Source organism: Streptococcus viridans, assembly GCF_900636365.1.
GTDB classification, from domain to species: domain Bacteria; phylum Bacillota; class Bacilli; order Lactobacillales; family Streptococcaceae; genus Streptococcus; species Streptococcus viridans_A.
Genome location: NZ_LR134266.1, coordinates 538,131 through 562,752, shown reverse-complemented (window position 1 = coordinate 562,752; position 24,622 = coordinate 538,131). Strand labels below are relative to the sequence as shown.

The window sequence follows — 24,622 nt, the reverse complement described above, 5'->3', positions numbered from 1 at the left end:
ATTATATCATTTTTAGGAGATCCTGAAAACCCAAAACCGGCTAGGTTTGCGATGAACAAAAAAAGCTGACCGAAGTCAGCTTTCTATGATTGATAACGAATCACGCTATCTTACTTTCCAAGATAGTATTCTTTTACTACGTTCAATTTTTCGTCAAATTCGAATACCAATGGTGGGAAGTTAGGAATTTCCACATCCATGATTTCGTCGTCTGACAATTGTTTGATGTGTTTTACAAGGGCACGAATTGAGTTGCCGTGTGCACCTACGAATACGTTTTTACCATCTTTAAGAGCTGGAGCGATTTTGTCTTCCCAGAATGGAAGGGCACGTTCCAACGTCACTTTCAAGTTTTCAGCATCTGGAATTACTGAGTCATCAAGTGAAGCGTAACGACGGTCAGTATGAGCTGAGTACTCATCATCACGAGGCATTGCTGGAGGCAATACATCGTATGAACGACGCCAGATGTGAACTTGCTCATCACCAAATTGTTCAGCAGCTTCAGCTTTGTTTTTACCAGTCAAACCACCGTAGTGACGTTCGTTCAAGCGCCATGATTTTTCAACTGGAACCCACAATTGGTCAGCAGCTTCAAGAGCCAAGTTAGTAGTTTTGATCGCACGTTTCAATACTGAAGTGTAAGCTTGGTCAAATTCGATACCAGCTTCTTTGATCAATTTACCAGCGTCGATCGCTTGTTGTGTACCTTTTTCAGACAAATCAACATCAGCCCAACCAGTGAAAAGGTTAGCTTTGTTCCATTCAGACTCACCGTGGCGAGCAAAAACCAATTTTACCATTAGATGGATCTCCTTTTTATTCTCCGAGGTTTCCCCCGTTTATCTATTTTATTCTACTAGATTTTCAGTAAAAAATCTAGTGGCGACCATAGAAAAGTGCAATTTCTCACAAAAAAGAGCCTGACGGCTCTGGTTTGAAAATGACCAACGTTTATTCTTACATTGAAATAAATTTATTCTGCCGGTTGCTCCTTCTCTTCTGCTCTTTCATCATCTAAAGGATGATTTCTTTTATCAACCATCCCACTTAAATGCCACCACTCTCTGAGGATAAAAATCCAATAGAAGGCCTGACAGAAGTAAAAGCCCCAATACAAGTGAAGAAAGTCATTTTGGACAGTCAGTGAAAACAGGGTAAAGGTTAGAATAACACTGCAAGCTAGAAAAATTAACCATGATTGAAGATGAGCCAGGAATGGATGCCCCATTCTCTTGAAGAGATATTTGATGAGAATAGCAAAGACTGGCAGTATTATAAGAAGGATGAGGGAAACCGTGAAATAGGAATGGATGAGACCCTCGAACTCTTTTGCATGGTAGAGAGATTTCTTACCGAGAAAGATTGTGAACTGAGATGGTTCTTCGTACCTTGCTTTTGATATCATTAAAAAAGGTAAGGTCGATCCAATCAAAACATAGATAAAAAATAAACCAAGCTGACGTATGAAACTCTGATAATAGGTTCTTTTTTCTTTTGCCATTCTTACCTCCAATCCTCTACTTTACCTTTTTTAATTTCAACAATCTTGCCTACTCGCTCACCATCGATTGCTAGAGAATAATAACCATCTGGTAGACTTGTCTGTTGTAAAATACCCTTCAATTCTCCTGGTAAATCCATGTCTAAGCTATCGAATCGGTCGATATGTTTAGGGAGTTCAATTTGTACGTATATTGCATCATTAGCTAGTGCATCCTTTAAAGGAAAACCATACCAGCCACCCAATTTCGTACGATTTTCTTCCATCGATCGTTCTTCATAATCAGTGAACCAAAACACAGATTTACTAAATAAAAGATTATCGGAAATGGACTCTTTCAGGTGAATGCTTGTGCCTTTTAGGTCACTAGCCTGATGGATCTTATTCTGCAATTCGTTTTCTATCTGTTTTCGCTCAGGATGTAATTCTAAGGCTTTTTCAATAATGGGCAGAAAGGGTCTAGAATCCACATCAGAATAAGATACTAAGCCACTGATTAAACCGTCCTCTTTTGGATTATCTAGTTGAGCAAAATAAGGCATGACCATCTGCTTAAATTGAACGGGTTTCTTCAAAGGAATGGAAATTTCTTTGCCATTTATTTTTTCAGTATACACATAATTCACATCTGGAGCATCATTTTCTCGTTCCCAAGAAAAGCCTGTAATCTGTACACTCCCATGATAATTTCGACTAGCGTAAAATCCTTTAAGATTCGATTCCAGATTTTTATAAAAACAAAAGCCTAGAAGTGCGAAAAAGATTAAAATTACCAGACAACTCTTTTTCTTATCACTCTTCATCTTTTTTAACCTTTCCCTCATCTATTACTTCTTGTAGCTCCTCCTCTGTATGAACATATTCTGTCTCGCCACTCTTGGTAATGTCAGAATCGACTACCCAGACTAAGTCACTTGCATCCGAATAGAGATTTCTTATTAATGATTCGCGATCAGAGGAGGTCAAGTTTTCTTTCAAGACGACTAGGAAGCCATACTTCTTTAATAGCGTAAGGAGTTTACTGTCCTTTGCCTTTTTCTCGCTTGAACTTGAAGTATCCGCACGATCATAGCTGGAGACTTTCTCTTTTTGATAGTGGATCCATGGTAAACTGATATCTATTTTTTCTTTCTCTTTGTAGAAATCGGCTGTATAGTATGCTAAAGAAGCAAACCGATGGATTCCACTATAACCAAATTGGATGGTCTCTTTCGGACGTTTTTGACTGACCTCTTGTGTTCGTAGGTTGATAAAGAGATAATTTTCATCAGCTAGGTTCACTCCTACATAGTCATCTTTTCCATCGGAGTACATGATAGAGTCCATCGACCCATTGATGGTAGGATAGCCCTTCTCTTGAGCAAGTTTTAAGACATCAATAAGATGTCCCTCACCCTCCTCTTTTCCGAGTTGGTAATAACGGATCTTAAAATATTCTTCTGGATCTTTTTTGTTTTGATCTGTTTGACTGAGCTTGGAATCTTGTAGAGCTAAATAGTGGCGACCGATAGCGTAGCCATAACTGCTCCAATTTTCATCCACTTTCTCGAAGGATAGCGCTATAATCGGAAGCCCTGTATCCTCTTCATCCAGCATTAGATAATTCGTTAACCGTTGTCCTTTGCCTCTATATGTATAATTTCTATCATTCACAACATAGCTTGCTTCTTTCAAGAAAAAGAAAGACCAGATGCCACCAATCATAAAAATGGTTACAGCTACCAAGGTATACAGGTGCCACATCTTCCAAGAATAGTTTTCCAGCTTTTTCATCCCGTTCTCCTATTGTTTGATTCCAAAAGTATATTATATCATGATTTTTCCTATTTTTCTTTTGCTATCCTAGTGTCGTTATGACATATAAAAAGAGCCTAACGGCTCTGGTTTGAAAACGAGGAAGGTTTATTCTTTAGTTGAGACAGGCGTTTCTGCCAATTGATTCTCTTCGGTAGGGGGGATTTCGTTTTTCAATCAATTGTTTTAAATGGCGCCAATCTATATAAATATGGACTAAAAAAAGAAACAAACAAGCATAAAACCCTGAATCCATTCCAAAATATTCTTTATCGACTGTTAAAGAAGCCATAGCATAGATCAAAATAAGGGCGCAAGATATATACATAAGGAAGGATTGTAAGCTAGCTAAAAACAAATAACCTTTTTTTACCAGAAAATAATGAATGAAATAGGAAACCACAGGTAACACTACTAATAAAATGAATGAATTTATAAAATAAGCATTCACAAGATCTTGAAACGATTTACTCACAAATATTGAATCATGATTTAAAAATAGATAAACAGATGATTTATAAGAAGTCCCATATTTCAAGAATGGAAGCCCAACAAGAACTAGGATTAGAATAATATACCATCCAAGTTCCCAGATAAACCTAACACTACTGCCTTGCTTCGTTTCTGACATATTTAACCCCTTTCCTTAACCTTTCCATCTTTAATAGAAGCACTACGGATGTTAAACTCATCTTCAGTCTCTATAACGTAGACAGCATTCGGCAAGCTTGTCTTTTGTAGTAACGACTCTAACTCTTCTTTTAAACGAAAACTATCCTTATCTACTCCACTAGGTAACGTAATCTGAACATAGATGACATCATAGTTTAAAGCCTCCTTAACTGGAAAATCATACCATCCACCAAGAACTGTCCGTCCTTTTTCCAGAGATTCTTGTTCATAGTCAGTGAGCCATGACATTGATCTATGCGTTTTTAATAGATTCCAAATACTGAATTCTAATTTGATTGTAGAACCTTGCAATTTTGAATTTTCATTCATTTTTCTCTGTATGTCTTGTTCTATTTTTTTCCTTTCAGGATTTAACTCTAGTGCTTTTTTAAGAATTGGGACATAAGGGTTATATTCCTCATTAAACATATTAGAAACTTTAGAAAAAAATTCAGATTGACCATATTTATCCAAGTGTGGATAATAAGGTATAATAAGTTGGTCAAACTTCAATTTTTTCTTTAAAGGAATAGAAATATCCTGCCCATCGACCTTTTCAGAATAACTATAGTTGACATCAATTCCTAATGTATCTTGACTTGTAAACGAGAATCCTGTAATCCTGATATCACCTGGGTAATGATTGCTCTCATACAGTCCTTTTATTCTAGATTCTAAATTTCTATAAAAACAAATACTGAGAAGAAGCAAAAATCCTGCAATCACGAGATATCCTTTTAGTTTGTCACTCTTCATCTTTATGTTCTCTCTCAACTTTCTCTTGCTGAATTACTTGATACAATTCTTCACGATTTTCGATATAGGTACTCTTCCCATCCTTAGTATAGTCCTCATCTACTGACCAGCCAAAATTTGTTGCGTCTGGGAAAAGTTCCTGTAATAATGATTGACTATTGGATAACGTTCTATCTTCTTCTAAAATAAGTAGAAATCCATAATTTTTCAATAATGAAAGAAGCTTACTATCTTCTTTCTCTTCACTATTGTTAGTGATACTTTGCTCTTCATCTGTCTTATTGTACTGGACCCACGGCCAACTAACTTTTGTCCGATTCTCATCCTCCCAGAAGTTCCCAGTGTAAAATTCTGGATTTGATAATCCCTTATAGATTCCCTTGTAACCATATCGGATAGCTTCTTTCGGACGTTTCTTAGTTACTTTTTGTGTTCGAAGATTGATAAAGAGAGATTCTCTTCCTTGTAGAATGACTTCCACATAGTCGTCTTTTCCATCCGAGTACATGGTAGATTGCATTTCACCTTTAATAGTCTTATAGCCCATTTCCTCGGCAATTTTTAAGATATCAATGGTATGGCCCTCTCCCTTTTCTTCTCCAAGCAGATAATAACGAATTTTAAAGTATTCTTCCGGATCTTTTTTATTCAGTTTGGTTTTACCTAGTTTAGAATCTTGAAAGGCTAAATAGCGATGTCCAACTGCATACTGATAGCTTCTCCAAGTATAACCATCTTCCTTAAACGAAATAGCTAAAATAGGGAATCCGACATCCACTCCCTCTACCTTTTTAAAATTCGTTAATCGCTGCCCTTTTCCAACATAGGTATAATTTCTCTCATTTACAACATAGCCTGCTTCCTTTAAATAAAAGAAAGAGCAAATGCCACCAATCATAAAAATGGTCACAGATACTAAGGCATATAGATGCCATATCTTCCAAGAAAAATTCTCCAACTTTTTCATTTCAAACTCCCTTTTTACCCTTATCAAGCTTCATTATATCATGATTTTTCCTATTTTTCTTTTGCTATCCGAGTGTAGTTTTGACATACAAAAAAGAGCCTGACGGCTCTGGTTTCATTTCTTCTACTGCTTCTTCTGGCATTCCGGACAAAGGCCATAAACTGTAGTTTGGCACTTGGTAATGACGTAGCCACTTTTTTCTCTTGCTTCCGCTCTCACGTCTGGAACTTCGATGTCAATATCATCAATCTTCCCACAAGACTCGCAAATCAGATTCAAATGATCGTGTCCCATAAAGTCAAAGTAGGTCGTGGTATCATTGCGTACTTTTATTTCAGAGACAAAGCCTTCTTCAATGAGGACCTTAAGATTGTTATAAACGGTTGCTAGACTCATATTGGGAAAGGCAGGTTTCAAATCTTGGTAGATGGCATCGGCACTCGGATGTTCCTGACTTTTGACAAGATAAGAAAGGACCGCCCGACGCGTCTCTGTAATCCGTACAGATTTTTCGCGCAAGTGTTGCAATACATCTTCCACTTTTTCTTGTTGAACGGAATCGAGCCTTAAACAAGCTAGCATGGTCTTTCCCCTTTCTGTCTCTTCTTAAAAACTATTATATCACGAATGCCACATTTTGCCTAATTAGAATGTTTGTAAATAAGAAAAGAGGCTGGGACAAAAGTCCTAGCCTCTCAATTGTCTTTGGATTGTCGAGCATGACGCAGTGGTTGAGTGGGCTCTACTACGCTGATTTCATCAGCTTTTACAGCCCTACTCAACTGTGCGGAGGTGGGACGACGAAATCGAATTCTAACGAATGACCGATTTCTGTCCCACTCTCTTTTGTTTTCTATTCTTAACTTCCCCAATTAAGGATCCATCTCATAGTTCCTAGTAAGACTTTGACAAAGAGGAACATAAAGAAGAGTTCCGCAATAAACCAAAGACCTTTCAATAGATAAATAATCGGCTTAATCATGAGCAGAACAAAGATTCCAACAATCCATCTCATGGTCCACCCTCCATTTCTCACTTTTTTCTATTATACTCCTATTTATAGGCCCTGTCTAGAAAGGACTCTAAAACAAAAAGTTCCTTCTAACAAGCTAGAAGAAACCTTTGTAATCACAATTATTTAACTGCGTCTTTAAGAGCTTTACCAGCTTTGAATGCTGGAACTTTAGAAGCAGCGATTTTGATTTCTTTACCAGTTTGTGGGTTGCGACCTTTACGAGCTGCACGTTCACGAACTTCGAAGTTACCGAAACCGATCAATTGAACTTTTTCACCTTTTGAAAGGTATTCTGAAACAGCTGCAAATACAGCGTCAACTGCTGCTGCTGAGTCTTTTTTAGTCAATTCTGTAGCTTCTGCCACTTTTGCGATCAAATCTTGTTTGTTAGCCATTTAACAAATCCTCCAAATTTTTTTAGGTTTTACCCTTAACATCTCTATCATATCTAAAAAATGCTTTTAGGTCAAGTACTAAACCTATTTTTATAAACTTTTATGTAGGAATAAATTCCTTTAATGACGGGCTTCTATGCAAATCGGACAAGAACTGCCCAAGCATCTTCACCAGTGTGAGTTTGAATGATCGAACCTGTTTCTAAAACAGAGATTGGAGTTGCAACAAAAGGCTGTAATTGCGCCTTCATTTCGTTAGCAAAGTCAGGTCCACCAGCATAGGAAATTCCTATCTCAGCGATTTCTTTACCGGATAATTCTTGCATCAACTCGTCCAACCATTTTTTAAAGGTCTTCTGTCCGCGTCCTTTGACAATCGGTTGCAGTTCATCGTTCTTCATTTCCATGACAACCCGAATATTCAAAAGGGAACTCAATAAACCAGTTACGCGTCCAATCCGGCCTCCTTTAACCAGGTTTTCCAGTGTAGAAACTCCAATGTAGAGTCTAGATTTTTGCTTGACCTCTTCAATGCGAGCTACAATTTCCTCTACGCTAGCACCTTCTTGAGCCAGTTTCGCTGCTTCTACCACTTGGAACTTCATGGCCTGGTCCGTAAAGCTACTATCGATCACCGTTACATCTGCATTGGCTAAGGTAGCTCCTTGACGTGCAGCTTCCACTGTACCAGATAAGGCATGGGACATATGGATTGCAATAATTTGCGCTCCTTCTTGAGCCAATCCTTCGAATATTTCCGCAAACACACCTACTGGAGGTTGACTAGTCTTTGGAAGGTTTTTACTGGATTTCATCAACTGAAGGAATTCTCCTTCGGTTAATTCCGCATCTGAGTAGAGAACACCATCCACCATAACAGAGAGGGGAACGATGGTAATTCCGTATTTTTCAACAACTTCAGGCTCAATCGTTACGGATGAGTCTGTAACAATTTTTACTTGTGACATAACATTCCTACAATCTTTTCTTAGATATATCCATTCTATTATATCAAATTTTCTAGGCTTTTGTGGGACAAAGTCCTATTTACTTAATCATCGATAGCTGCAAATCCCTCATTGAGCAAAGCAACATCGGCCTTCATTCCACTTTCATCAAAGAGAATACCATGGAGGACGCCACCATAAACAGCTCCACCATCCATACCAATCTTCCCATCTTCGGTCACCCAGAGTTTTTTGGTTCCAATCTTTTGATCCAAGAGATAGTGGACGGGAGTATGACCGAAAACAATGGTCTTTCCTGTCTGATTGGTCGCTTCATGGAAGGGTTGGCGGATCCAGACTTTCTGATAATCCGTCGTTTCGTGCCAATCAGGCAAGGTTAAGTCAAGGCCAGCATGCACAAAAATATAGTGTTCTGTTTCATAGACAAAAGGAAGCGAACGGATGAAAGTAACTAGGTCCCCACAAGTCTCTTGCACTAGCCGAGCATCCTCCACTCCATCTACTGGTGCTGTGAGGGGGCGACCAAGCAAAGAGTTAATCGTGGTATCACCACCATTTCGTCGGTAATGGTCGTAGCGTTCGGTCGGGTTATCAATCCAGGCTAAAAACATGTATTCGTGGTTCCCAGAAAGACAGATTGCCCCTTGCTGTTCGACAAAATCTTTGACCAGTTCGATCACTCTACGACTATCTTCTCCACGGTCTATCAGATCTCCGAGAAAAACCAACTGGGACTGACCATCCCAATGAGTCATCAGTTCCTCCAGCATACCTGCTTTTCCATGAATGTCTCCCACTACGAAATAGCTTCCCATATCCCTTCCTTTCTTTTTAGAACGGTCGTTTTAGCAATTGTTCTGCCTGCATGCGGGCTGCTTCTGTCACATCTTCACCAGCTAGCATCTTGGCTACTTCTTCGACCCGCTCTTCATGACTGAGCAAACGAACGGTCGAAACCGTTGAAAATTCATCACTTACTTTTTCGATAAAGAACTGGTAATCGGCTACTGCAATCACCTGAGGCAAATGAGAGATGGCTAGCACCTGTCCATAACGCCCAATCTTATAAATCTTCGAAGCAATGGCTTGAGCGACCCGACCAGATACCCCTGTATCCACCTCGTCAAAGACGATACTGGTCTTGCCTTCTTTGCGGGAAAAGGCTGACTTGATGGCCAACATGAGACGGGACAATTCTCCACCTGATGCTACTTTCACCAAAGGCTTAAAGTCCTCCCCTGGGTTGGTCGAAATATAAAACTCAACCGTTTCGTTCCCTTCACGGTTAAATTTAGATGGAGTAAAACGCACTTGGAAACGGGCTTTTTCCATATAGAGATCCGCTAGTTCCTGCTGGATCTCTGCTTCCAGCTGCTGGGCTAAGTCATGGCGTCCTTGACTCAATTCTTTAGCCAAGCCAACCAGCTGACCTTCCATGGATTTAAGTTCTTTCTCTAAGTCTTCAGAGGAGGTTCCCCCTCCTGTTAATAGGCTATATTCCTTGCTGATTTGCTCCAGATAATCAAGAACATCCTTTACTTGACCGCCGTACTTACGCGTGATCGAGTGGATTAGGTCTAATCGAGCTTCTACCTGCATCAAGCGATTGCCATCAAAGTCCAAGCCATCTACCAGATCCTCCAAGCGTTTGGTCAGATCTTCCAGAGTATAGTAGGTCTCAGCCAGTTGGTCAGACAAGGTCTTGTATTCTGGATCATACTCTTCGATACCTTGCAGATCATTCATGGCCGATCGAACATTGCTAAGACTGGAGAAGTCTTCTGCATCCAGCATAGCGTAGGCATTGCTTAGGGTATCCGCAATCATCTTATGATTGAGTAGGCGTTGCCGTTCTTGCTCTAACTGGACATCTTCATCCAGAGACAAGGCGGCCGCCTCGATTTCCGAAATTTGGTATTCCAGCATCTCGATGCGAGCTTGGTTTTCCTGGTTATTTTTTTGGATCTGCAAAACCTGCTTACGCAAGGACTTGTAATTCTCAAAGGTCTCTCTATAGGCCTTCTTCGTCGCAAAAAAAGCATCATCCCCAAAGCTATCCAGCATAGCGATATGTAATGGAGCACGCATCAGTTCTTCCTGATCATGCTGGCCATGAATATCTACCAAATGCTGGCCAACCGCCTTGAGAACGGAGAGGTTAACCATCTGCCCATTGATGCGACTGACACTCCGACCATTCTGAAAAATTTCTCTGCGAATAATCAACTCCTCTGCCCATTCTAAGCCCTGCTCCTCAAAGAGCTGCTGAAGGGCACGGTTTTCATCAATCGCAAAGAGGCCTTCAATCTCAGCCTTAGGAGCACCGTGGCGGATGACATCAGTCGTCGCCCGGCTCCCCAGCATCATATTCATAGCATCGATAATGATGGATTTTCCTGCTCCAGTTTCACCGGTTAAAACCGTCATCCCCGTCTCAAAATTCAGAGCGATTTCTTCAATGATGGCAAAGTTTTTAATTGAAATTTCTAATAGCATCTCTCTCCTACCATTCCATCAATCGTTGTTCGATAAACTGTGCCTTTTCTTCCGAGCGGGCCACAATGAAAATACTATTATCGTCTGAAATCATACTAAAGATGATGGCATCAAAATCTTCCTGCAGATGCCGCTTGACTAAATAGGCTGTCCCTGGGACAAGCTTGAGGGTCAAAAAACTCCCCATGCGTTCAAACGATTGAAGATTATTTTCTGCTAATTTTCCACTATGTTGGACGCGTGGCAATTCATAGACATAGGCTGAACCTTTTAATGGTGTTTTAATAATCCCTAGCTCTTTAATATCACGGGAAACAGTCGCTTGTGTCGCAGAAATCCCTGCTTCTTTCAAATGCTCAACAATTGCATCCTGAGTACCGACCTTATTTTCACGAATAAAGCGGCGTATTTTTTCTAATCGGTTTTGTTTACTATTCATGTTTAAAATCAGTGTGGGCTTTGTCGACGACAGCTACAAACTCTTGCTGATTGAGACAATTTTGCCCGGTATTTTTTTCTAAATAAAGTAAAAATTCAATGTTGCCATGGCCCCCTTGAATCGGTGAATAATCCACTCCCAAGACAGAGAAGCCATGTTCTAACGCAAAGCCTTGAACCTGTTCCAAGACGGACAGATGGACCTTGGCATCCTTGATAATCCCATTTTTCCCAATCTGCTCCCGACCAGCTTCAAACTGGGGCTTGACAAGAGCGACCACCTGGCCTCCTTCTTGTAAAATCCCATGAAGGGCAGGTAAGATGAGATTGAGGGAAATAAAACTAACATCAATGCTAGCAAAACTTGGTCTATGCTCAAAATCCTCAGACGTCGCATAGCGGAAGTTGAACTGCTCCATCGAGATGACACGAGGATCCTGCCGGAGTTTCCAAGCCAACTGATTGGTCCCTACATCCACTGCATAGACCAAGGCGGCTCCATTTTGGAGCATGACATCCGTAAAGCCCCCTGTTGAGGCACCAATATCTAGCGTGACCTTGTCCTGCAAGTTAATCTCAAAAAGGTCCAAGGCCTTTTCTAACTTGAGACCACCGCGACTGACATATTTGAGTTTTTCACCCTTGAGTTTTAGTTCAGTCGCTTCATCAATTTTTTCACCTGGTTTATCGAAGCGCTCGCCATTATGGACCGCAATAACCAAACCGGCCATCACACCGCGTTTGGCCTGCTCCCGGGTTTCAAATAGTCCCTGCTTGTAGGCCAGTACGTCAACTCTTTCCTTGACCATGAATTCTAAGTCTTTCTATTATGTTCTTGATTCCAGTCCCTTCGAAGGAAACTTGATTAGAGATGCGATCGAGCAAGTCCTCACAGGCATCCAACTCCCGATCCAAATAAGCCTGCGCTCCATCTAGACCAAGTAGTGCTGGATAGGTTGATTTTTCAGCCTGCAGGTCCTTCTGAGGGGTTTTTCCTAAAGAGGCAAAATCGGCTGTCACATCCAAAATATCATCCCGAATCTGGAAAGCCAACCCTAAATGGAGGCCAATTTCCTCTAAGAGAGTCGCAACAGCTGGCTCAAGCTCTAAAAGGATCCCCGCAGCTTGGAAAGGATAGGCTAGCAGTCGTCCCGTCTTATTGGCATGGATGACTTGCAACTGGCCCAAGGTCAGGCTCGCTCCTTCCCCTTCCATATCCAAGACTTGGCCTGCTACCATCCCAGCTGTCCCTGAAGCATCCGATAATGAGGCGATCAGTTGCACCCGGATAGAAGCTGGAAGATCCGCCTCTGCCACACAGCCAAAGGCATCCAAGAAGAGTGAGTCTCCTGCTAAGATGGCTAGGTCTTCACCAAATTTTTTGTGGTTGGTCAATTGACCACGACGATAATCATCATTATCCATGGCTGGTAAATCATCATGGATCAAGCTTCCCGTATGGATCATTTCAAGAGCGGCTGCTACCTGAAAATGAGCCTCAAGGATTGGAGCATGAAAGGCCTCTAGTAATTCCAATAAGAGCAAAGGCCGAATCCGTTTCCCCCCTGCATGGACTGAATAAAGGATGGATTCTACCAAGCGGGGAGCGATTTGTTTGGTCTCGTAGAAACCTTCAATCGCTTTTTCAACCCCTTGCAGTTTTTCTTCTAAAATCATACCAGTTCCGTTTCTGAGCCATCTGCTTGCATAACCTTGACCAAGGTCTTTTCAGCCTGATCAAGCGTTTCTTGCAAGTCTTTTGATAGCTTCATTCCTTTCTGAAACTCTGAGATGGCCTCTTCGAGGGGCACTTGCCCACTTTCCAATTTTTGGACAATAGCTTCCAAATCAGCTAAATTTTCTTCAAATTTCTTTTCTTTCGACATGCTTTACCTCTACTTCTACTTGCCCATCCCGCATGACTAGCGTCAAGGCATCCTTTTCTTTGATTGTATCTACACTATCCAGAACATGATCTCCAGCCTGCACCAAGGCGTAGCCTCTAGCCACGATGCGATTGGTATCCAACATCAAGAGAGCTTCTGATAGACGCTTGGCATCTGCTGCTTTTGTCTGGTAGAGCTCCTTGATTTTCAAGGTCATCAATCGCTCCATTTGGAGAATCTGGTCTCGATAGCGCTCAAGTTGATGCTGGGGCGCTTGAGAAGCCAATCGATGGCGGAGGTCTTGTAACTGACGGCTATTTCTGGTAACTGAATCTGACACAGCCTGTTTCAGTCGCAACTGAATCTGATCTATTTTTTGCAGATAAGAATCATACAGCCGCTCTGGTTGACGGAAGATGACCGATTGGCTTAGTTTTTGCAGTCGCTCCCGATTATATACTAGGCGATTGCGCATAGCGGTTGCCATCCGCCCTTCCTGCTTCTGCAAATGATTGAGTAGGTCCAACTTGGTCACAGGCGTCGCTAGCTCAGCCGCAGCTGTAGGAGTGGCTGCCCGCCGATCTGCTACAAAGTCTGCCAGAGTGGTATCTGTCTCATGTCCCACACTGGAAATAATGGGAACTCTAGACTCAAAAATAGCCCGCACAACTGGCTCTTCATTAAAGGCCCATAGGTCCTCGATGGACCCACCACCACGACCGATGATCAAGACATCTAGGTCCGTCCGAGCATTGGCTTTCTGGATATTGGCGACAATTTCTTGAGCTGCCCCCTCTCCTTGTACCTTGGTTGGAAAAAGGAGAATCTCCACACCAGGAAAACGCCGAGTAACAGTCGTAATAATATCGCGAATAACAGCTCCACTCTGACTGGTAATGACCCCAATTTTATTAGAGAACTGGGGAATGGCCTGTTTGAACTTCTCTTGAAAGAGACCTTCTTCTTGGAGTTTCTTTTTCAACTGCTCGAACTGAATGGCTAAAGCGCCCACACCATCTGGCTCCGCCTTTTCGATGACAATGGAATAACTACCACTTGGCTCATAAAGTTGGATCCGACCAATAACATTGATCTTCATGCCTTCTTCTAGCTCAAAACCAAAACTCTTATAGATTCCAGCCCAGACAGTCGCCTGAATCACAGCCTTTTCATCCTTTAGAGAGAAATACTGGTGATTAGGACGCTTCCGAAAATTCGAAACCTGACCCGTCAAATAGACCCGCTCCAGATAGGGGTCCTTATCAAATTTCAACTTGAGGTATTTGGTCAGACTGGATACCGATAAATACTCTGACATGGTTCCCCTTTCACACGCAAAATTCTAGTATAAATTATACCAAAAATAAGCGGAAAAATCTGATTCTACCTACGGAAAAAAGCCCCAGATTTCATCATCTGAGACTTCTTTTTTATTGGATTTTTGAAAGGCAGATATCCCTCATCCATTTTGGAATTTCTTTGCTAATGCTTGTCGGTAAAACCACGTAGGCTTTCTTGCTTAAGTCATCTGCAATGGCCGAATGAAGATAGGTCGCGACTGCCACGCGCTCATAGAGCCCAACCTGTGGAAATTGACCCGCAAACCCCGCGATCATCCCTGCCAAGGTATCGCCCATGCCACCTGTTGCTTGGTAAGGACCACCAACTGTTAGTTGGTAATAATCTACTTGCCCTTGTTGCCAAATCTTAGTCTGGGGTCCCTTTTGGACCAGAATACTTGCTGGAGGAAGTTGGGATAGAGCCAACCTTGTTGTTTCTTCCCCTTGGTCTCCAATCGCTATACCTGACATGACCTCCCATTCTTTTTGATGAGGAGTAAAGACCAGATGCGCTTGAGGAAGAGGCAAAGCTAAGCGCGTATAGAGGCTGATAGCTCCACCATCTAGAATCAACACTTGGTGAGGCTGAACCCTGTCAAAAACTAGCTGTACAAGATGTGTCCCTAGATCATTGTCCTTAAGACCCGGCCCCAACAAAATAACGCCTGCTTTGGCGATTTGCTCAGTCAATAACTCTTGGTCAGTCACAGCAAATGCCATAGCTTCAGGTAGCTGACTATGGAGAGCAGGAATATTCTCCTGGTCTGTCGCAACCGTTACCAGGCCCGCTCCACTATGAACAGCTGCTATAGCAGCCATCATAATAGCTCCCCCGTAAGGGTAGGTTCCTCCAATCAAGAGAAGACGACCATAGTCTCCCTTGTAGGAGTCTGACGGACGGCTAACAATAACTTGTTGCAGCAATATTTGGTCAACTCTTAACATAAGCTTTCCTTCTTTCTCTCTTTATTTTATCACGTTTAGACTAAAAAAAGGCAGGAAAGCAAGTTCCAACCTTCAAAATTTTTCTAATCATTCTACAGCTACAAACACTGTCCCGACTTCATCCAAGCTGGTTTATTTTTTCAAGGCCCGAACAGCTGCCTCATAGGTCTGAGACATGAGCATGGTAATCGTCATAGGACCAACGCCACCTGGTACTGGAGTGATGTGACTAGCTAGAGGAGCTACCTGTTCATAGTCCACATCTCCACAGAGCTTCCCATTTTCGTCACGGTTCATACCGACATCAATAACGACAGCTCCCTCTTTAACAAAGTCAGCTGTAACAAATTTTGCACGACCGATTGCCACCACTAAGATATCGGCTTTTCTAGCAATTTTAGCTAAATGATGAGTCCGCGAATGGGTCAAGGTCACCGTTGCATTTTTTGCTAGAAGAAGCTGGGCCATTGGTTTTCCAACGATGTTGGAACGGCCAATGACGACTGCATTTTTCCCTTCGACATCAATATCATATTCCCGGAACATTTCCATGATCCCAGCAGGAGTTGAGGGAACCATCACCGGATTACCTGCCCAAAGATGACCCATATTGAGAGGGTGGAAGCCGTCGACATCCTTGTTGGGATCAATGGCTAGCAAGACAGCCTCATCATCGATATGTGCTGGTAGAGGCAACTGGACCAAAATACCATGCCAGAGCGGATCCTGATTGTAGCAATCAATGAGGGCCAATAAGTCTTCTTGGGAAATACTCTCTGGCACTCGAACGACTTCACTTCGAAATCCAGCCGCCAGAGCTGAGCGTTCTTTATTGCGGACATAGACCTGACTTGCGGGGTTTTCTCCCACTAAAATCACCACCAAACCTGGGACCTGACCTGTTTCAGCCTTTAAGCGAGCAGTTTTTTCAGCCAATGCTCCCTGTAATTTTATTGCCAAGGCCTTCCCATCAATCACATGTGTCATCTCATTCTCTTTTCTATTCAATATCTTCTCTATTATATCAGATTTGTGAACCTGTTCCTAACACTTCTTGATTAGACAAGGTTATAAGAAGAAACTATAGCAGTTTTCTTCCAACAAAAAAGAGACTAGATGCTCTAGACTCTTGATTGATACTTCTTAGTACAACAATTCGTAGATTTCCATTGCGATTAAGTCAATGCTATCGAATGTATAGGTCTCACGCGCTTCTACATCACGAAGAGTAAATACTGATCCATTTTCTTCATCATAGTTGTAAGCTACTTCAGCAACTACAACCCCTTCACGTTCAAAATTACGTTTTAAGTTTCCACCGTCTTTCGTCATCGCTTCCAAACGGCTAATAATTCGTACCAAATGTGATTCCATTTTGATTCTCCTATTTACTTTCTACTCTCCTATTTTATCATAAAAGAAGGAGGAAATTCCAATAAAAATCAACTTTTCCACTTTTTTCCTCTTTATTCCATGCCTAAAACCGAACTCCATACTAAATTCTTGCAAACTTTTAGAATACTGTTATAATGAAACTATAAAAGTTTGACTATTTCTGACCAATAGTTTCTACACTTTTTACTCTAGAGAAAGAGGTAAGAGAATGCTTTGTCAAAACTGTAAAATCAACGATTCAACCATTCATCTTTATACAAATGTGAATGGTCACCAACAACAAGTAGACCTTTGCCAGAACTGCTATCAAATTATGAAAACCGATCCTAACAATAGTCTCCTGGCAGGATTAAACCAACAAAATCGCGGAGGGCGGGATCCTTTTGAAGATTTCTTCAATCAACTGGGCAACTTCCAAGCCCCCCAAGAACCTCAAACGCCACCAACTCAATCTGGAGGGGGCTATGGTGGCGGAAATGGCTACGGTTCAAATGGGAACGGTCGTTCTTCAGGACCGAATAGAGCCCAAGCCAAACAACAACCAAAAGGCCTCTTAGAAGAGTTCGGAATCAATGTCACAGAAATTGCTCGTCGTGGCGATATCGATCCGGTCATTGGTCGTGATGAAGAGATTCTCCGTGTCATCGAAATTCTCAACCGTCGTACCAAAAACAACCCTGTCTTGATCGGTGAACCGGGTGTCGGGAAAACTGCTGTCGTAGAAGGGCTAGCTCAAAAGATTGTCGATGGGGATGTCCCTCATAAATTGCAAGGCAAGCAAGTTATTCGCTTAGACGTTGTTAGTCTTGTTCAAGGAACTGGGATCCGAGGCCAATTTGAAGAGCGCATGCAACAATTAATGGAGGAAATCCGTCGCCGTGAAGATGTGATTTTATTCATCGACGAAATTCATGAAATCGTCGGTGCTGGATCTGCTGGAGACGGCAACATGGATGCTGGAAATATCCTCAAACCAGCCCTCGCTCGTGGCGAATTGCAATTAGTCGGTGCGACAACACTTAATGAATACCGGATTATCGAGAAGGATGCGGCACTTGAACGCCGGATGCAACCCGTTAAGGTCGATGAGCCAACGGTTGAAGAAACTATCACCATCCTCAAAGGGATTCAAAAGAAATATGAGGACTACCACCACGTCCACTACACAGATAGTGCCATCGAAGCTGCAGCACTCCTCTCCAATCGCTATATCCAAGACCGCTTCTTGCCCGACAAGGCCATTGACCTCTTGGATGAAGCTGGCTCTAAGATGAATTTAACCCTCAATTTCGTCGATCCAAAGGTCATTGACCAACGCTTAATTGAAGCTGAAAATCTCAAGGCCCAAGCGACGCGTGATGAAGATTTCGAAAAAGCTGCCTACTTCCGTGACCAAATCGCTAAGTACAAAGAAATGCAAGGGCAACAGGTCACTGATCAAGATACGCCAGTTATTAGCGAAAAGACCATCGAACACATCGTCGAACAAAAGACCAATATTCCAGTTGGAGATTTGAAAGAAAAAGAACAATCCCAATTGATCAATTTGGCAGCTGATTTGAAGGCTCATGTCATCGGCCAAGATGAGGCTGTTGAAAAAATTGCTAAGGCTATCCGTCGTAATCGGGTAGGACTTGGAACGCCCAACCGTCCAATCGGTAGCTTCCTCTTTGTTGGACCGACTGGCGTCGGGAAGACAGAGTTGTCCAAACAATTGGCTATCGAACTCTTCGGTTCTGCTGACAGTATGATTCGTTTTGATATGAGCGAATACATGGAGAAGCATGCCGTTGCTAAACTGGTCGGCGCCCCTCCAGGATATGTTGGTTACGAAGAAGCTGGCCAGCTGACTGAAAAAGTACGTCGCAACCCCTACTCTCTCATTCTCTTGGATGAGGTAGAAAAGGCCCATCCTGATGTCATGCATATGTTCCTCCAAGTCTTGGATGATGGTCGCTTGACAGATGGTCAAGGACGAACAGTGAGCTTCAAAGATACCATCATCATCATGACTTCTAATGCGGGAACTGGAAAAGCGGAGGCTAACGTTGGTTTTGGGGCAGCTCGTGAAGGACGTACCAATTCTATCCTCGGTGAACTTGGAAACTTCTTTAGTCCAGAATTCATGAACCGGTTTGATGGTATTATTGAATTTAAATCCTTGTCTAAAGAAAACCTCCTTCAAATCGTCACTCTTATGCTCGATGATGTCAATCAACGCCTGGCCCACAATGATATCCACCTCGATGTTACCGATAAGGTCAAGGAAAAATTGGTTGATTTGGGCTACGATCCAAAAATGGGAGCTCGTCCACTTCGTCGTACCATTCAGGACTATATCGAAGATGCCATTACAGATTACTACTTAGAAAATCCTAGTGAAAAAGATCTGAAGGCTGTCATGACCAGCAATGGAAAGATTTGCATTAAAGGAAAGAACAAACCTGCTAACGAGGCAGAAAAAGGAACTGAATAATCGCATTTAAAGTGGCTGGGACAAAAGTCCTAGCCACTCAATTGTCTTTGGATTGTCGAGCAAGACGCAGTGGTTGAGTGGGCTCTACTACGCTGCTTTCATCAGCTTTTACAGCCCTACTCAACTGTGCGGAGGTGGGACGACGAAATCGAATTCTATCGAATTACCGATTTCTGTCCCACTCTCTTATTTTTATCTCCTACTGCTTTTTATGTCCATCTATGTTATAATGATAAAAAAATAAGAAGCGAGCTTTAATATGACTGTTGCAACTTTTGGAACAAAAGAAGAAAATGTTAACTATGTCAATCGTTATGGAGTCTATGCGGTGATTCCAAATCCAGCCAAGGATAAAATCATCCTAGTCCAAGCACCTAATGGAGCTTGGTTCCTACCAGGTGGTGAAATCGAGGCAGGAGAAGATCATTTCTTGGCACTTGAGCGAGAACTGATTGAAGAATTGGGCTTCACTGCGACGATCGGCGAGTATTATGGCCAAGCAGATGAGTACTTTTACTCCAGTCACCGCGACACCCACTACTATAACCCTGCTTATATCTATGAAGTAACTGACTTTGTAGAAGCTCAAAAACCTCTAGAGGATTTCAATAACATTGCTTGGTTCCCAATCGATGAAGCCATTGACAGGTTAAAAAGAGGAAGTCATAAGTGGGGAATCAAAATGTGGAAATCTGCCCAAAAATTGTAAGCGACTTCTTTCACAAAATAAAAAAAAGTGCTATAATAAATGGAGAAAGAGCTTAGGAGGATCTCACATGAAGCTTATGAATACAACAAATAGTCATGCTACTCTGGTCAAAAGTCAATTAGAAAGTACCGATGCTACCCTTGTTGAGGTCTATTCAGCTGGTAACACCGACGTTATCTTTACCAAAGCTCCTACTCATTACGAATTGCTGATTAGTAACAAACACCGTGCCATTCGTGAAACAGAAGTTGAAAAAATTCGTGAGTTCTTTTTAAAACGCAAGATTGATCTTCAAATCATTGACCAATCTGCTATTAAGACCCTCTACTCTGATAAACTAATTGAAATTTCTTTCCCAATTGCTAAGTAAGGTGCTTCTACCTTACTTTTTTCTTTGCTGTTTTTTTCAAAAAAAATCCGTTCATCTCATTATCGAGATGAACGGATTCTTTATTTCTGATAGATCATTTTTACGTGAGGGGGAGAAGCCAAGATAAAGGGCTCGCTCACCGTTTGAAAACCTAGCTTTTCATACAAGCCAACCACCTGTTCTTGGGCCTCAATTTCAGTGGTCCGCCCAGGAAATCTCTGTTCACACAGGTCCAAAATCTGCTCTACCATGTCTTTTCCCAGTCCTTGGCCACGACTATCTTTGGCTACAGCGACTCGACCAAAATGAATCGTAGCCCCTGTCTCAAAGATACGTGCATAGGCATCTACGCGTCCTTCCTCATCTTGATGAAAAAGGTGAATAGCTCTAAGATCAATAGCGTCAAGATCATTGTAGATTCTTGTCTGTTCCACGACAAAGGTCTCCAAACGCAATTGAACGATCTCGTAAAACTCTTTCAGTTCTAGTTCTTTAAATTCTTTTTGGTACCACATCAGTTCCTCTTTATTGAAAAGTCGCAAGGAGACTTTCTCCCTGCGATTTTTCACATCTTATTATTTAGATTCAAATCCTTCTGCGACTGCGTCCGCAAAGTTTTCTTCGACGATGCTTGCACAGTGATCGCAGATAGTTGCATGGTAGCTACGTTCTGCTGTACTTGGATCAATACGACGGCAACGATCACAAACTTCACCAGCTGCACGTTCAACAGTGAAGGCAACATCTTCGAAGGCCACTGCACCTTCTGGAGCTGGACTTTCTGCAATGGTCAATTCTGATACAATCAAGAGTTGAGCAACATTACTATCTACTGCCCCAAGAAGAATCTTCACCACTTCATTTGGATAAACTGTCAAGTGAGCTTCAAGTGATTTACCAATCACTTTTTCATTACGTGCTTCTTCCAAGGCTTTTTGAGCTTGTCCACGGAAGTCCATGAAGGCTGCCCAGGTATCCAAGATTTCTTCTTGGTTCGCAAAGGTTTGAGCTTCTGGCAATTCTGATAATTGAACGAAGTCTTCAGCTTCAAACTCAAGATATGACCAGATTTCTTCCGCAGTGTGAGGAAGGATTGGCGTCAAGAGCTTAGTAATTTTGACAAGGATGTCATAGAAGACTGTTTGCATTTGACGGCGTTCAAGAGATTTGGCACCTTCGATGTAGACAACATCTTTAGCAAAATCAAGGTAGAAGGCTGACAGATCAACGTTGATAAAGTTAACAAGCGCCTTGTAGATGGTCAAGAATTCAAAGTTTGCATAAGCGTCACGAATGGTCTTAACAAGTTGGTTAAAGCGGATAGTCATGTACTTATCAACAGAACGAAGTTCTTCGTAAGTTACTGCATCCTCAGCTGGATTAAAGTCAGATGTGTTAGCAATCAAGAAGCGAAGGGTGTTACGAATCTTACGGTAAGTTTCAGAAACTTGACTCAAGATATCCATAGAGATACGCACGTCGTTACTTGAGTCTACACTGGTTACCCAGAGACGCAAGATTTCCGCACCAAATTGTTTTTCGACATCGCTTGGAGCAATGGTGTTTCCAAGAGATTTAGACATCTTCTCACCTTTACCGTCCAAAGCAAAACCTTGCGACAAGATTTGTTTGTATGGTGCAACACCATGATTAGCCACAGATGTGATGAGAGATGAGTTGAACCAACCACGATATTGGTCAGAACCTTCTAGGTAGAGGTCTGCTGGATATTTAAGTTCGGGGCGATTAACTACGACACCATTCCACGATGAACCAGAGTCGAACCATACATCCATGATGTCTGTTTCTTTCTTGAACTCACCTTTTGGTGAACCTGGATGGGTAAATCCTTCTGGCAAGAGGTCTTTGGCATCACGTTCCCACCAGATGATGGAACCATGTTCTTCAAAGAGTTGAGCTACATGCTCGATGGTTTCAGCTGTCATGATTGGTGTTCCGTCTTCTGCATAGAAGATTGGAAGTGGCACACCCCAAGCACGTTGACGAGAAATCACCCAGTCACCACGGTCACGGATCATGTTGTAAAGACGAACTTTACCCCACTCTGAGTGGAACTTCACTTTTTCAATTTCGTCCAAGATTTCTTGGCGGAATTTTGAGACAGAGGCAAACCATTGAGGCACTGCACGCCAGATGATTGGTTTTTTCGTACGCCAGTCAAATGGGTAGGAGTGAGAGATTTCTTCTTGAGCAAGAAGTAAATCACCAAGTTTTTCAATAACCGTTGGCACTACCTTGTCGTAGAATTGACCTTCGAACTCTGCACCTGCATTGGCCATCATGATTCCGCGTTCGTTAACAGTCACAGCAACTTCAAGACCATTGGCAACACCGACATTGTAGTCATCCTCACCAAAACCAGGGGCTGTATGGACGATACCAGTACCGGAATCTGTTGTAACGTGGTCGCCAAGGATAACGAGTTCATCTACTGCTGTATCCCATGGGTGCTCTGTCACAATTTGGTTCAATTCTGAACCACGGTAAGTAGCCAAAACTTGAACATCCGCCCAACCAAATTTCTCAGACAAGCTGTTCAACAATTCTGAAGCAACCACAAACTTACGAGATTCGCCAGCTGGTTGCACCAAGACGTAATCAATATCCGCACCAACAGTCAAACCACGAGAAGCCGTGATGGTGAATGGAGTTGTTGTCCAAACGACGATGTAAGTATCTGTATCAAGGACACCTTTTCCGTCCTTAACCTTATTGGCATAGTAAAGGGACGTAGAAACCAAGTCATGGTATTCAATTTCCGCTTCAGCTAGAGCTGACTCAGATGACCAAGACCAGTAAACAGGCTTAGCTCCACGGTAGATATAACCTTTATTAGCCATTTCACCGAAGACACGGATTTGCGCTGCTTCATAGTCAGGCGTCAAGGTTACATATGGATTTTCCCAGTCACCTGAAACACCCAAGCGCTTAAAATCTTCGCGTTGTTTATCTACTTGAGAAAGGGCATAGTCACGGCAAAGTTTCAAGTATTCAACCAAGTCCATTTCTTTGCGTTTAACACCTTGTTTTGCCAAAACTTGCTCAATTGGCAAACCATGAGTATCCCAACCTGGGATGTAAGGTGCATAAAAGCCTGACATAGACTTAGAACGAACAATGATATCTTTTGAGATCTTGTTCATAGCATGTCCTACGTGGATGTTCCCGTTGGCATACGGAGGGCCATCATGCAAGGTGAAATGTGGTTTTCCTTGGTTCAATTCTTGACGACGTTGGTAAAGTTTTGCTTCTTCCCATTCTTTTTGCCAAACTGGCTCTTTTGTAGGTAGACCAGCCCGCATCGGGAACTCTGTCTTACCTAAATTCAGTGTTTCTTTGAGTTTCATGGTGTCTCCTCTAAAAAATAATCATACAAAATAAAAGACCACGACCTCGCCAAAAAGGACGACAAATCGTGGTACCACCTTCATTCAAGAAAGAGAGTACTCTCTTTCTCCTCTTTTGTCGCTAACGCTGACCAGCGTTAGTGGTTACTTATTTCACCACTAAGATTTGTAAAAGGATCAATCTTATCAAAGGAAGTACAGGTCTTCCACCATCACCTGCTCGCTAAAACTATTTGATAAGATCACTGTTTTTACAGATTATAAAATTGAAACAGATTCCCGTTGTTCTTCCCCTTCAGGAGCATCAATATCAGCAACTTCTGGCGCATCGATATCCGCAACTTGAGGAGTATCTAGAACAATTTCATCAATAGAATCTTGATCTACCTGATTTTTTTCTACTTCTTCCAAAGCTTCTTGAACTTTTTCATTCAATCCTTCAAAAGCTTGAGTCGCAGACAATTCACGATTTACAGCTTCAATATGTTTTTGCAATTCTTCAATTTCAGCGCGTGAGAATTGACGAGTCAAATCAATTGATTCATCATCGTAGTTATGATGAACCGTTTCTTCCAAAGCTTTTTCAACTACTTCACGGAAAGCTTCATCACTGGTTTGAATATACATAGCAGTTGGGCGAAGAATTTCATCCCATTCTGGTGTATCAATGATGCTCAATTGGCTTTCGATAGTTGATTTCAAACGTTGGTGGAAGACACGCGTCTTATTCTTCAATTCTTCCGTTTCTACAGCAACTTTCTTAGCATTGTCTGTAGCATGACGGAGAATTTCATTTGCTTTCGCTTTTGCTTCTTCAACTAAATGATGAGCATCTTGCTCCGCTTGACGAACGATTGTTTCTGAGCGTTCATTTGCTGCATGTTTCACACGTTCTGCTGTATCTTGAGCGATTAATACTGATTGACTCAAAGAGTCTTTCATTTCGTCAAAGTAGTTCAAGCGTTCTTCCAACGCACTAATTTTTGTTTCTAATTCATGATTTTCACGAACTAATTTTTCATAGTCTCTGTAGACCATGTCTTGAAACTCTTCAACTTCTTTAGCATCGTAGCCTCTAAATTTTACATAAAAGCGTTTATCTTTGATTTCTAAAGCTGTAAGTGCCAT

Annotated in this window: 27 protein-coding genes and 1 other annotated feature; of the genes, 3 read left to right on the top strand and 24 right to left on the bottom strand. The window is 42.0% G+C overall.

Translation table 11 applies throughout. From position 1 onward, the window contains the following. Window positions 1-110 precede the first annotated feature (110 nt). The 21 genes from EL081_RS03085 to EL081_RS02985 form a co-directional block, all read right to left on the bottom strand. Window positions 111-803: a phosphoglycerate mutase gene (locus EL081_RS03085; protein WP_002896114.1), complete on the bottom strand. Its 693-nt coding sequence runs from the start codon at window positions 801-803 to the stop codon at window positions 111-113. Window positions 804-976: 173 nt separating this feature from the next. After that, window positions 977-1,504, bottom strand: a complete 528-nt coding sequence (locus EL081_RS03080) for a hypothetical protein (protein ID WP_126403924.1) — start codon at window positions 1,502-1,504, stop codon at window positions 977-979. Window positions 1,505-1,506: 2 nt separating this feature from the next. After that, entirely contained in the window at window positions 1,507-2,307 is an 801-nt protein-coding gene (locus tag EL081_RS03075; protein WP_126403923.1) for a hypothetical protein, read from the bottom strand. After that, complete coding sequence (locus tag EL081_RS03070) at window positions 2,297-3,277, bottom strand: hypothetical protein (RefSeq protein ID WP_126403922.1); 981 nt, start codon at window positions 3,275-3,277, stop codon at window positions 2,297-2,299. The genes EL081_RS03075 and EL081_RS03070 overlap by 11 nt, the downstream gene beginning before the upstream one ends. Before the next feature lie 136 nt (window positions 3,278-3,413). Continuing rightward, a complete protein-coding gene (locus EL081_RS03065; protein ID WP_126403921.1) occupies window positions 3,414-3,929 on the bottom strand; it encodes a hypothetical protein in 516 nt (171 codons plus the stop codon). Window positions 3,930-3,931: 2 nt separating this feature from the next. Further along, window positions 3,932-4,726, bottom strand: a complete 795-nt coding sequence (locus EL081_RS10035) for a hypothetical protein (protein WP_164555430.1) — start codon at window positions 4,724-4,726, stop codon at window positions 3,932-3,934. After that, complete coding sequence (locus tag EL081_RS03055) at window positions 4,716-5,693, bottom strand: hypothetical protein (RefSeq protein WP_126403920.1); 978 nt, start codon at window positions 5,691-5,693, stop codon at window positions 4,716-4,718. Before EL081_RS03055 ends, EL081_RS10035 begins: the two co-directional genes overlap by 11 nt. A gap of 123 nt (window positions 5,694-5,816) precedes the next feature. Then, window positions 5,817-6,275, bottom strand: a complete 459-nt coding sequence (locus EL081_RS03050; RefSeq protein WP_126403919.1) for a Fur family transcriptional regulator — start codon at window positions 6,273-6,275, stop codon at window positions 5,817-5,819. A gap of 277 nt (window positions 6,276-6,552) precedes the next feature. After that, the gene (locus EL081_RS10030) at window positions 6,553-6,708 is read right to left on the bottom strand and encodes a hypothetical protein (RefSeq protein WP_006596761.1); all 156 of its coding nucleotides are present in this window, start codon (window positions 6,706-6,708) and stop codon (window positions 6,553-6,555) included. A gap of 119 nt (window positions 6,709-6,827) precedes the next feature. Further along, complete coding sequence (locus EL081_RS03040) at window positions 6,828-7,103, bottom strand: HU family DNA-binding protein (RefSeq protein ID WP_006596762.1); 276 nt, start codon at window positions 7,101-7,103, stop codon at window positions 6,828-6,830. A gap of 134 nt (window positions 7,104-7,237) precedes the next feature. Beyond that, entirely contained in the window at window positions 7,238-8,071 is an 834-nt protein-coding gene (locus EL081_RS03035) for a DegV family protein (protein ID WP_126403918.1), read from the bottom strand. A gap of 83 nt (window positions 8,072-8,154) precedes the next feature. Beyond that, window positions 8,155-8,886, bottom strand: a complete 732-nt coding sequence (locus EL081_RS03030; protein WP_126403917.1) for a metallophosphoesterase — start codon at window positions 8,884-8,886, stop codon at window positions 8,155-8,157. A 16-nt stretch (window positions 8,887-8,902) separates the two neighbouring features. Beyond that, a complete protein-coding gene (recN, locus tag EL081_RS03025; RefSeq protein ID WP_126403916.1) occupies window positions 8,903-10,567 on the bottom strand; it encodes a DNA repair protein RecN in 1,665 nt (554 codons plus the stop codon). Window positions 10,568-10,574: 7 nt separating this feature from the next. Then, entirely contained in the window at window positions 10,575-11,006 is a 432-nt protein-coding gene (locus tag EL081_RS03020) for an arginine repressor (RefSeq protein ID WP_006596766.1), read from the bottom strand. Then, entirely contained in the window at window positions 10,999-11,814 is an 816-nt protein-coding gene (locus tag EL081_RS03015; protein ID WP_126403915.1) for a TlyA family RNA methyltransferase, read from the bottom strand. Before EL081_RS03015 ends, EL081_RS03020 begins: the two co-directional genes overlap by 8 nt. After that, window positions 11,795-12,682 (bottom strand): polyprenyl synthetase family protein, encoded by an 888-nt coding sequence (locus EL081_RS03010; protein ID WP_126403914.1) that lies wholly within the window; start codon window positions 12,680-12,682, stop codon window positions 11,795-11,797. Before EL081_RS03010 ends, EL081_RS03015 begins: the two co-directional genes overlap by 20 nt. Continuing rightward, window positions 12,679-12,891, bottom strand: a complete 213-nt coding sequence (locus EL081_RS03005) for an exodeoxyribonuclease VII small subunit (protein ID WP_006596769.1) — start codon at window positions 12,889-12,891, stop codon at window positions 12,679-12,681. Before EL081_RS03005 ends, EL081_RS03010 begins: the two co-directional genes overlap by 4 nt. After that, the gene (gene xseA, locus EL081_RS03000) at window positions 12,869-14,209 is read right to left on the bottom strand and encodes an exodeoxyribonuclease VII large subunit (RefSeq protein ID WP_126403913.1); all 1,341 of its coding nucleotides are present in this window, start codon (window positions 14,207-14,209) and stop codon (window positions 12,869-12,871) included. The genes EL081_RS03005 and xseA overlap by 23 nt, the downstream gene beginning before the upstream one ends. A gap of 112 nt (window positions 14,210-14,321) precedes the next feature. Further along, window positions 14,322-15,176, bottom strand: a complete 855-nt coding sequence (locus EL081_RS02995) for an NAD(P)H-hydrate dehydratase (RefSeq protein ID WP_126403912.1) — start codon at window positions 15,174-15,176, stop codon at window positions 14,322-14,324. A 132-nt stretch (window positions 15,177-15,308) separates the two neighbouring features. Further along, the gene (locus tag EL081_RS02990) at window positions 15,309-16,163 is read right to left on the bottom strand and encodes a bifunctional methylenetetrahydrofolate dehydrogenase/methenyltetrahydrofolate cyclohydrolase (RefSeq protein ID WP_164555429.1); all 855 of its coding nucleotides are present in this window, start codon (window positions 16,161-16,163) and stop codon (window positions 15,309-15,311) included. 156 nt (window positions 16,164-16,319) lie between these two features. Then, on the bottom strand, window positions 16,320-16,550 hold the full coding sequence (locus EL081_RS02985; RefSeq protein ID WP_006596773.1) for a DUF1797 family protein: 231 nt from the start codon (window positions 16,548-16,550) through the stop codon (window positions 16,320-16,322). 229 nt (window positions 16,551-16,779) lie between these two features. On the opposite strand from EL081_RS02985, the gene EL081_RS02980 reads away from it, so the two are divergent. The 3 genes from EL081_RS02980 to EL081_RS02965 all read left to right on the top strand — a co-directional run bounded on the left by EL081_RS02980 (window position 16,780) and on the right by EL081_RS02965 (window position 20,126). Continuing rightward, entirely contained in the window at window positions 16,780-19,047 is a 2,268-nt protein-coding gene (locus EL081_RS02980) for an ATP-dependent Clp protease ATP-binding subunit (protein ID WP_126403910.1), read from the top strand. Between the two features lie 259 nt (window positions 19,048-19,306). Continuing rightward, window positions 19,307-19,756 carry an NUDIX hydrolase gene (locus EL081_RS02970; RefSeq protein WP_126403909.1) on the top strand — a complete coding sequence of 150 codons (450 nt, stop codon included), beginning with the start codon at window positions 19,307-19,309 and terminating at the stop codon, window positions 19,754-19,756. Window positions 19,757-19,823: 67 nt separating this feature from the next. After that, entirely contained in the window at window positions 19,824-20,126 is a 303-nt protein-coding gene (locus tag EL081_RS02965; protein WP_006596776.1) for a DUF1827 family protein, read from the top strand. An 80-nt stretch (window positions 20,127-20,206) separates the two neighbouring features. On the opposite strand, the gene EL081_RS02960 is transcribed toward EL081_RS02965, so the two are convergent. The 3 genes from EL081_RS02960 to EL081_RS02950 all read right to left on the bottom strand — a co-directional run bounded on the left by EL081_RS02960 (window position 20,207) and on the right by EL081_RS02950 (window position 24,622). After that, the gene (locus EL081_RS02960) at window positions 20,207-20,641 is read right to left on the bottom strand and encodes a GNAT family N-acetyltransferase (protein ID WP_126403908.1); all 435 of its coding nucleotides are present in this window, start codon (window positions 20,639-20,641) and stop codon (window positions 20,207-20,209) included. Between the two features lie 60 nt (window positions 20,642-20,701). Further along, a complete protein-coding gene (gene ileS / locus EL081_RS02955; protein WP_126403907.1) occupies window positions 20,702-23,494 on the bottom strand; it encodes an isoleucine--tRNA ligase in 2,793 nt (930 codons plus the stop codon). A 51-nt stretch (window positions 23,495-23,545) separates the two neighbouring features. Continuing rightward, window positions 23,546-23,762, bottom strand: a binding site (T-box leader). Beyond that, window positions 23,753-24,622, bottom strand: a complete 870-nt coding sequence (locus tag EL081_RS02950; RefSeq protein WP_126403906.1) for a DivIVA domain-containing protein — start codon at window positions 24,620-24,622, stop codon at window positions 23,753-23,755. Its footprint overlaps the feature before it by 10 nt.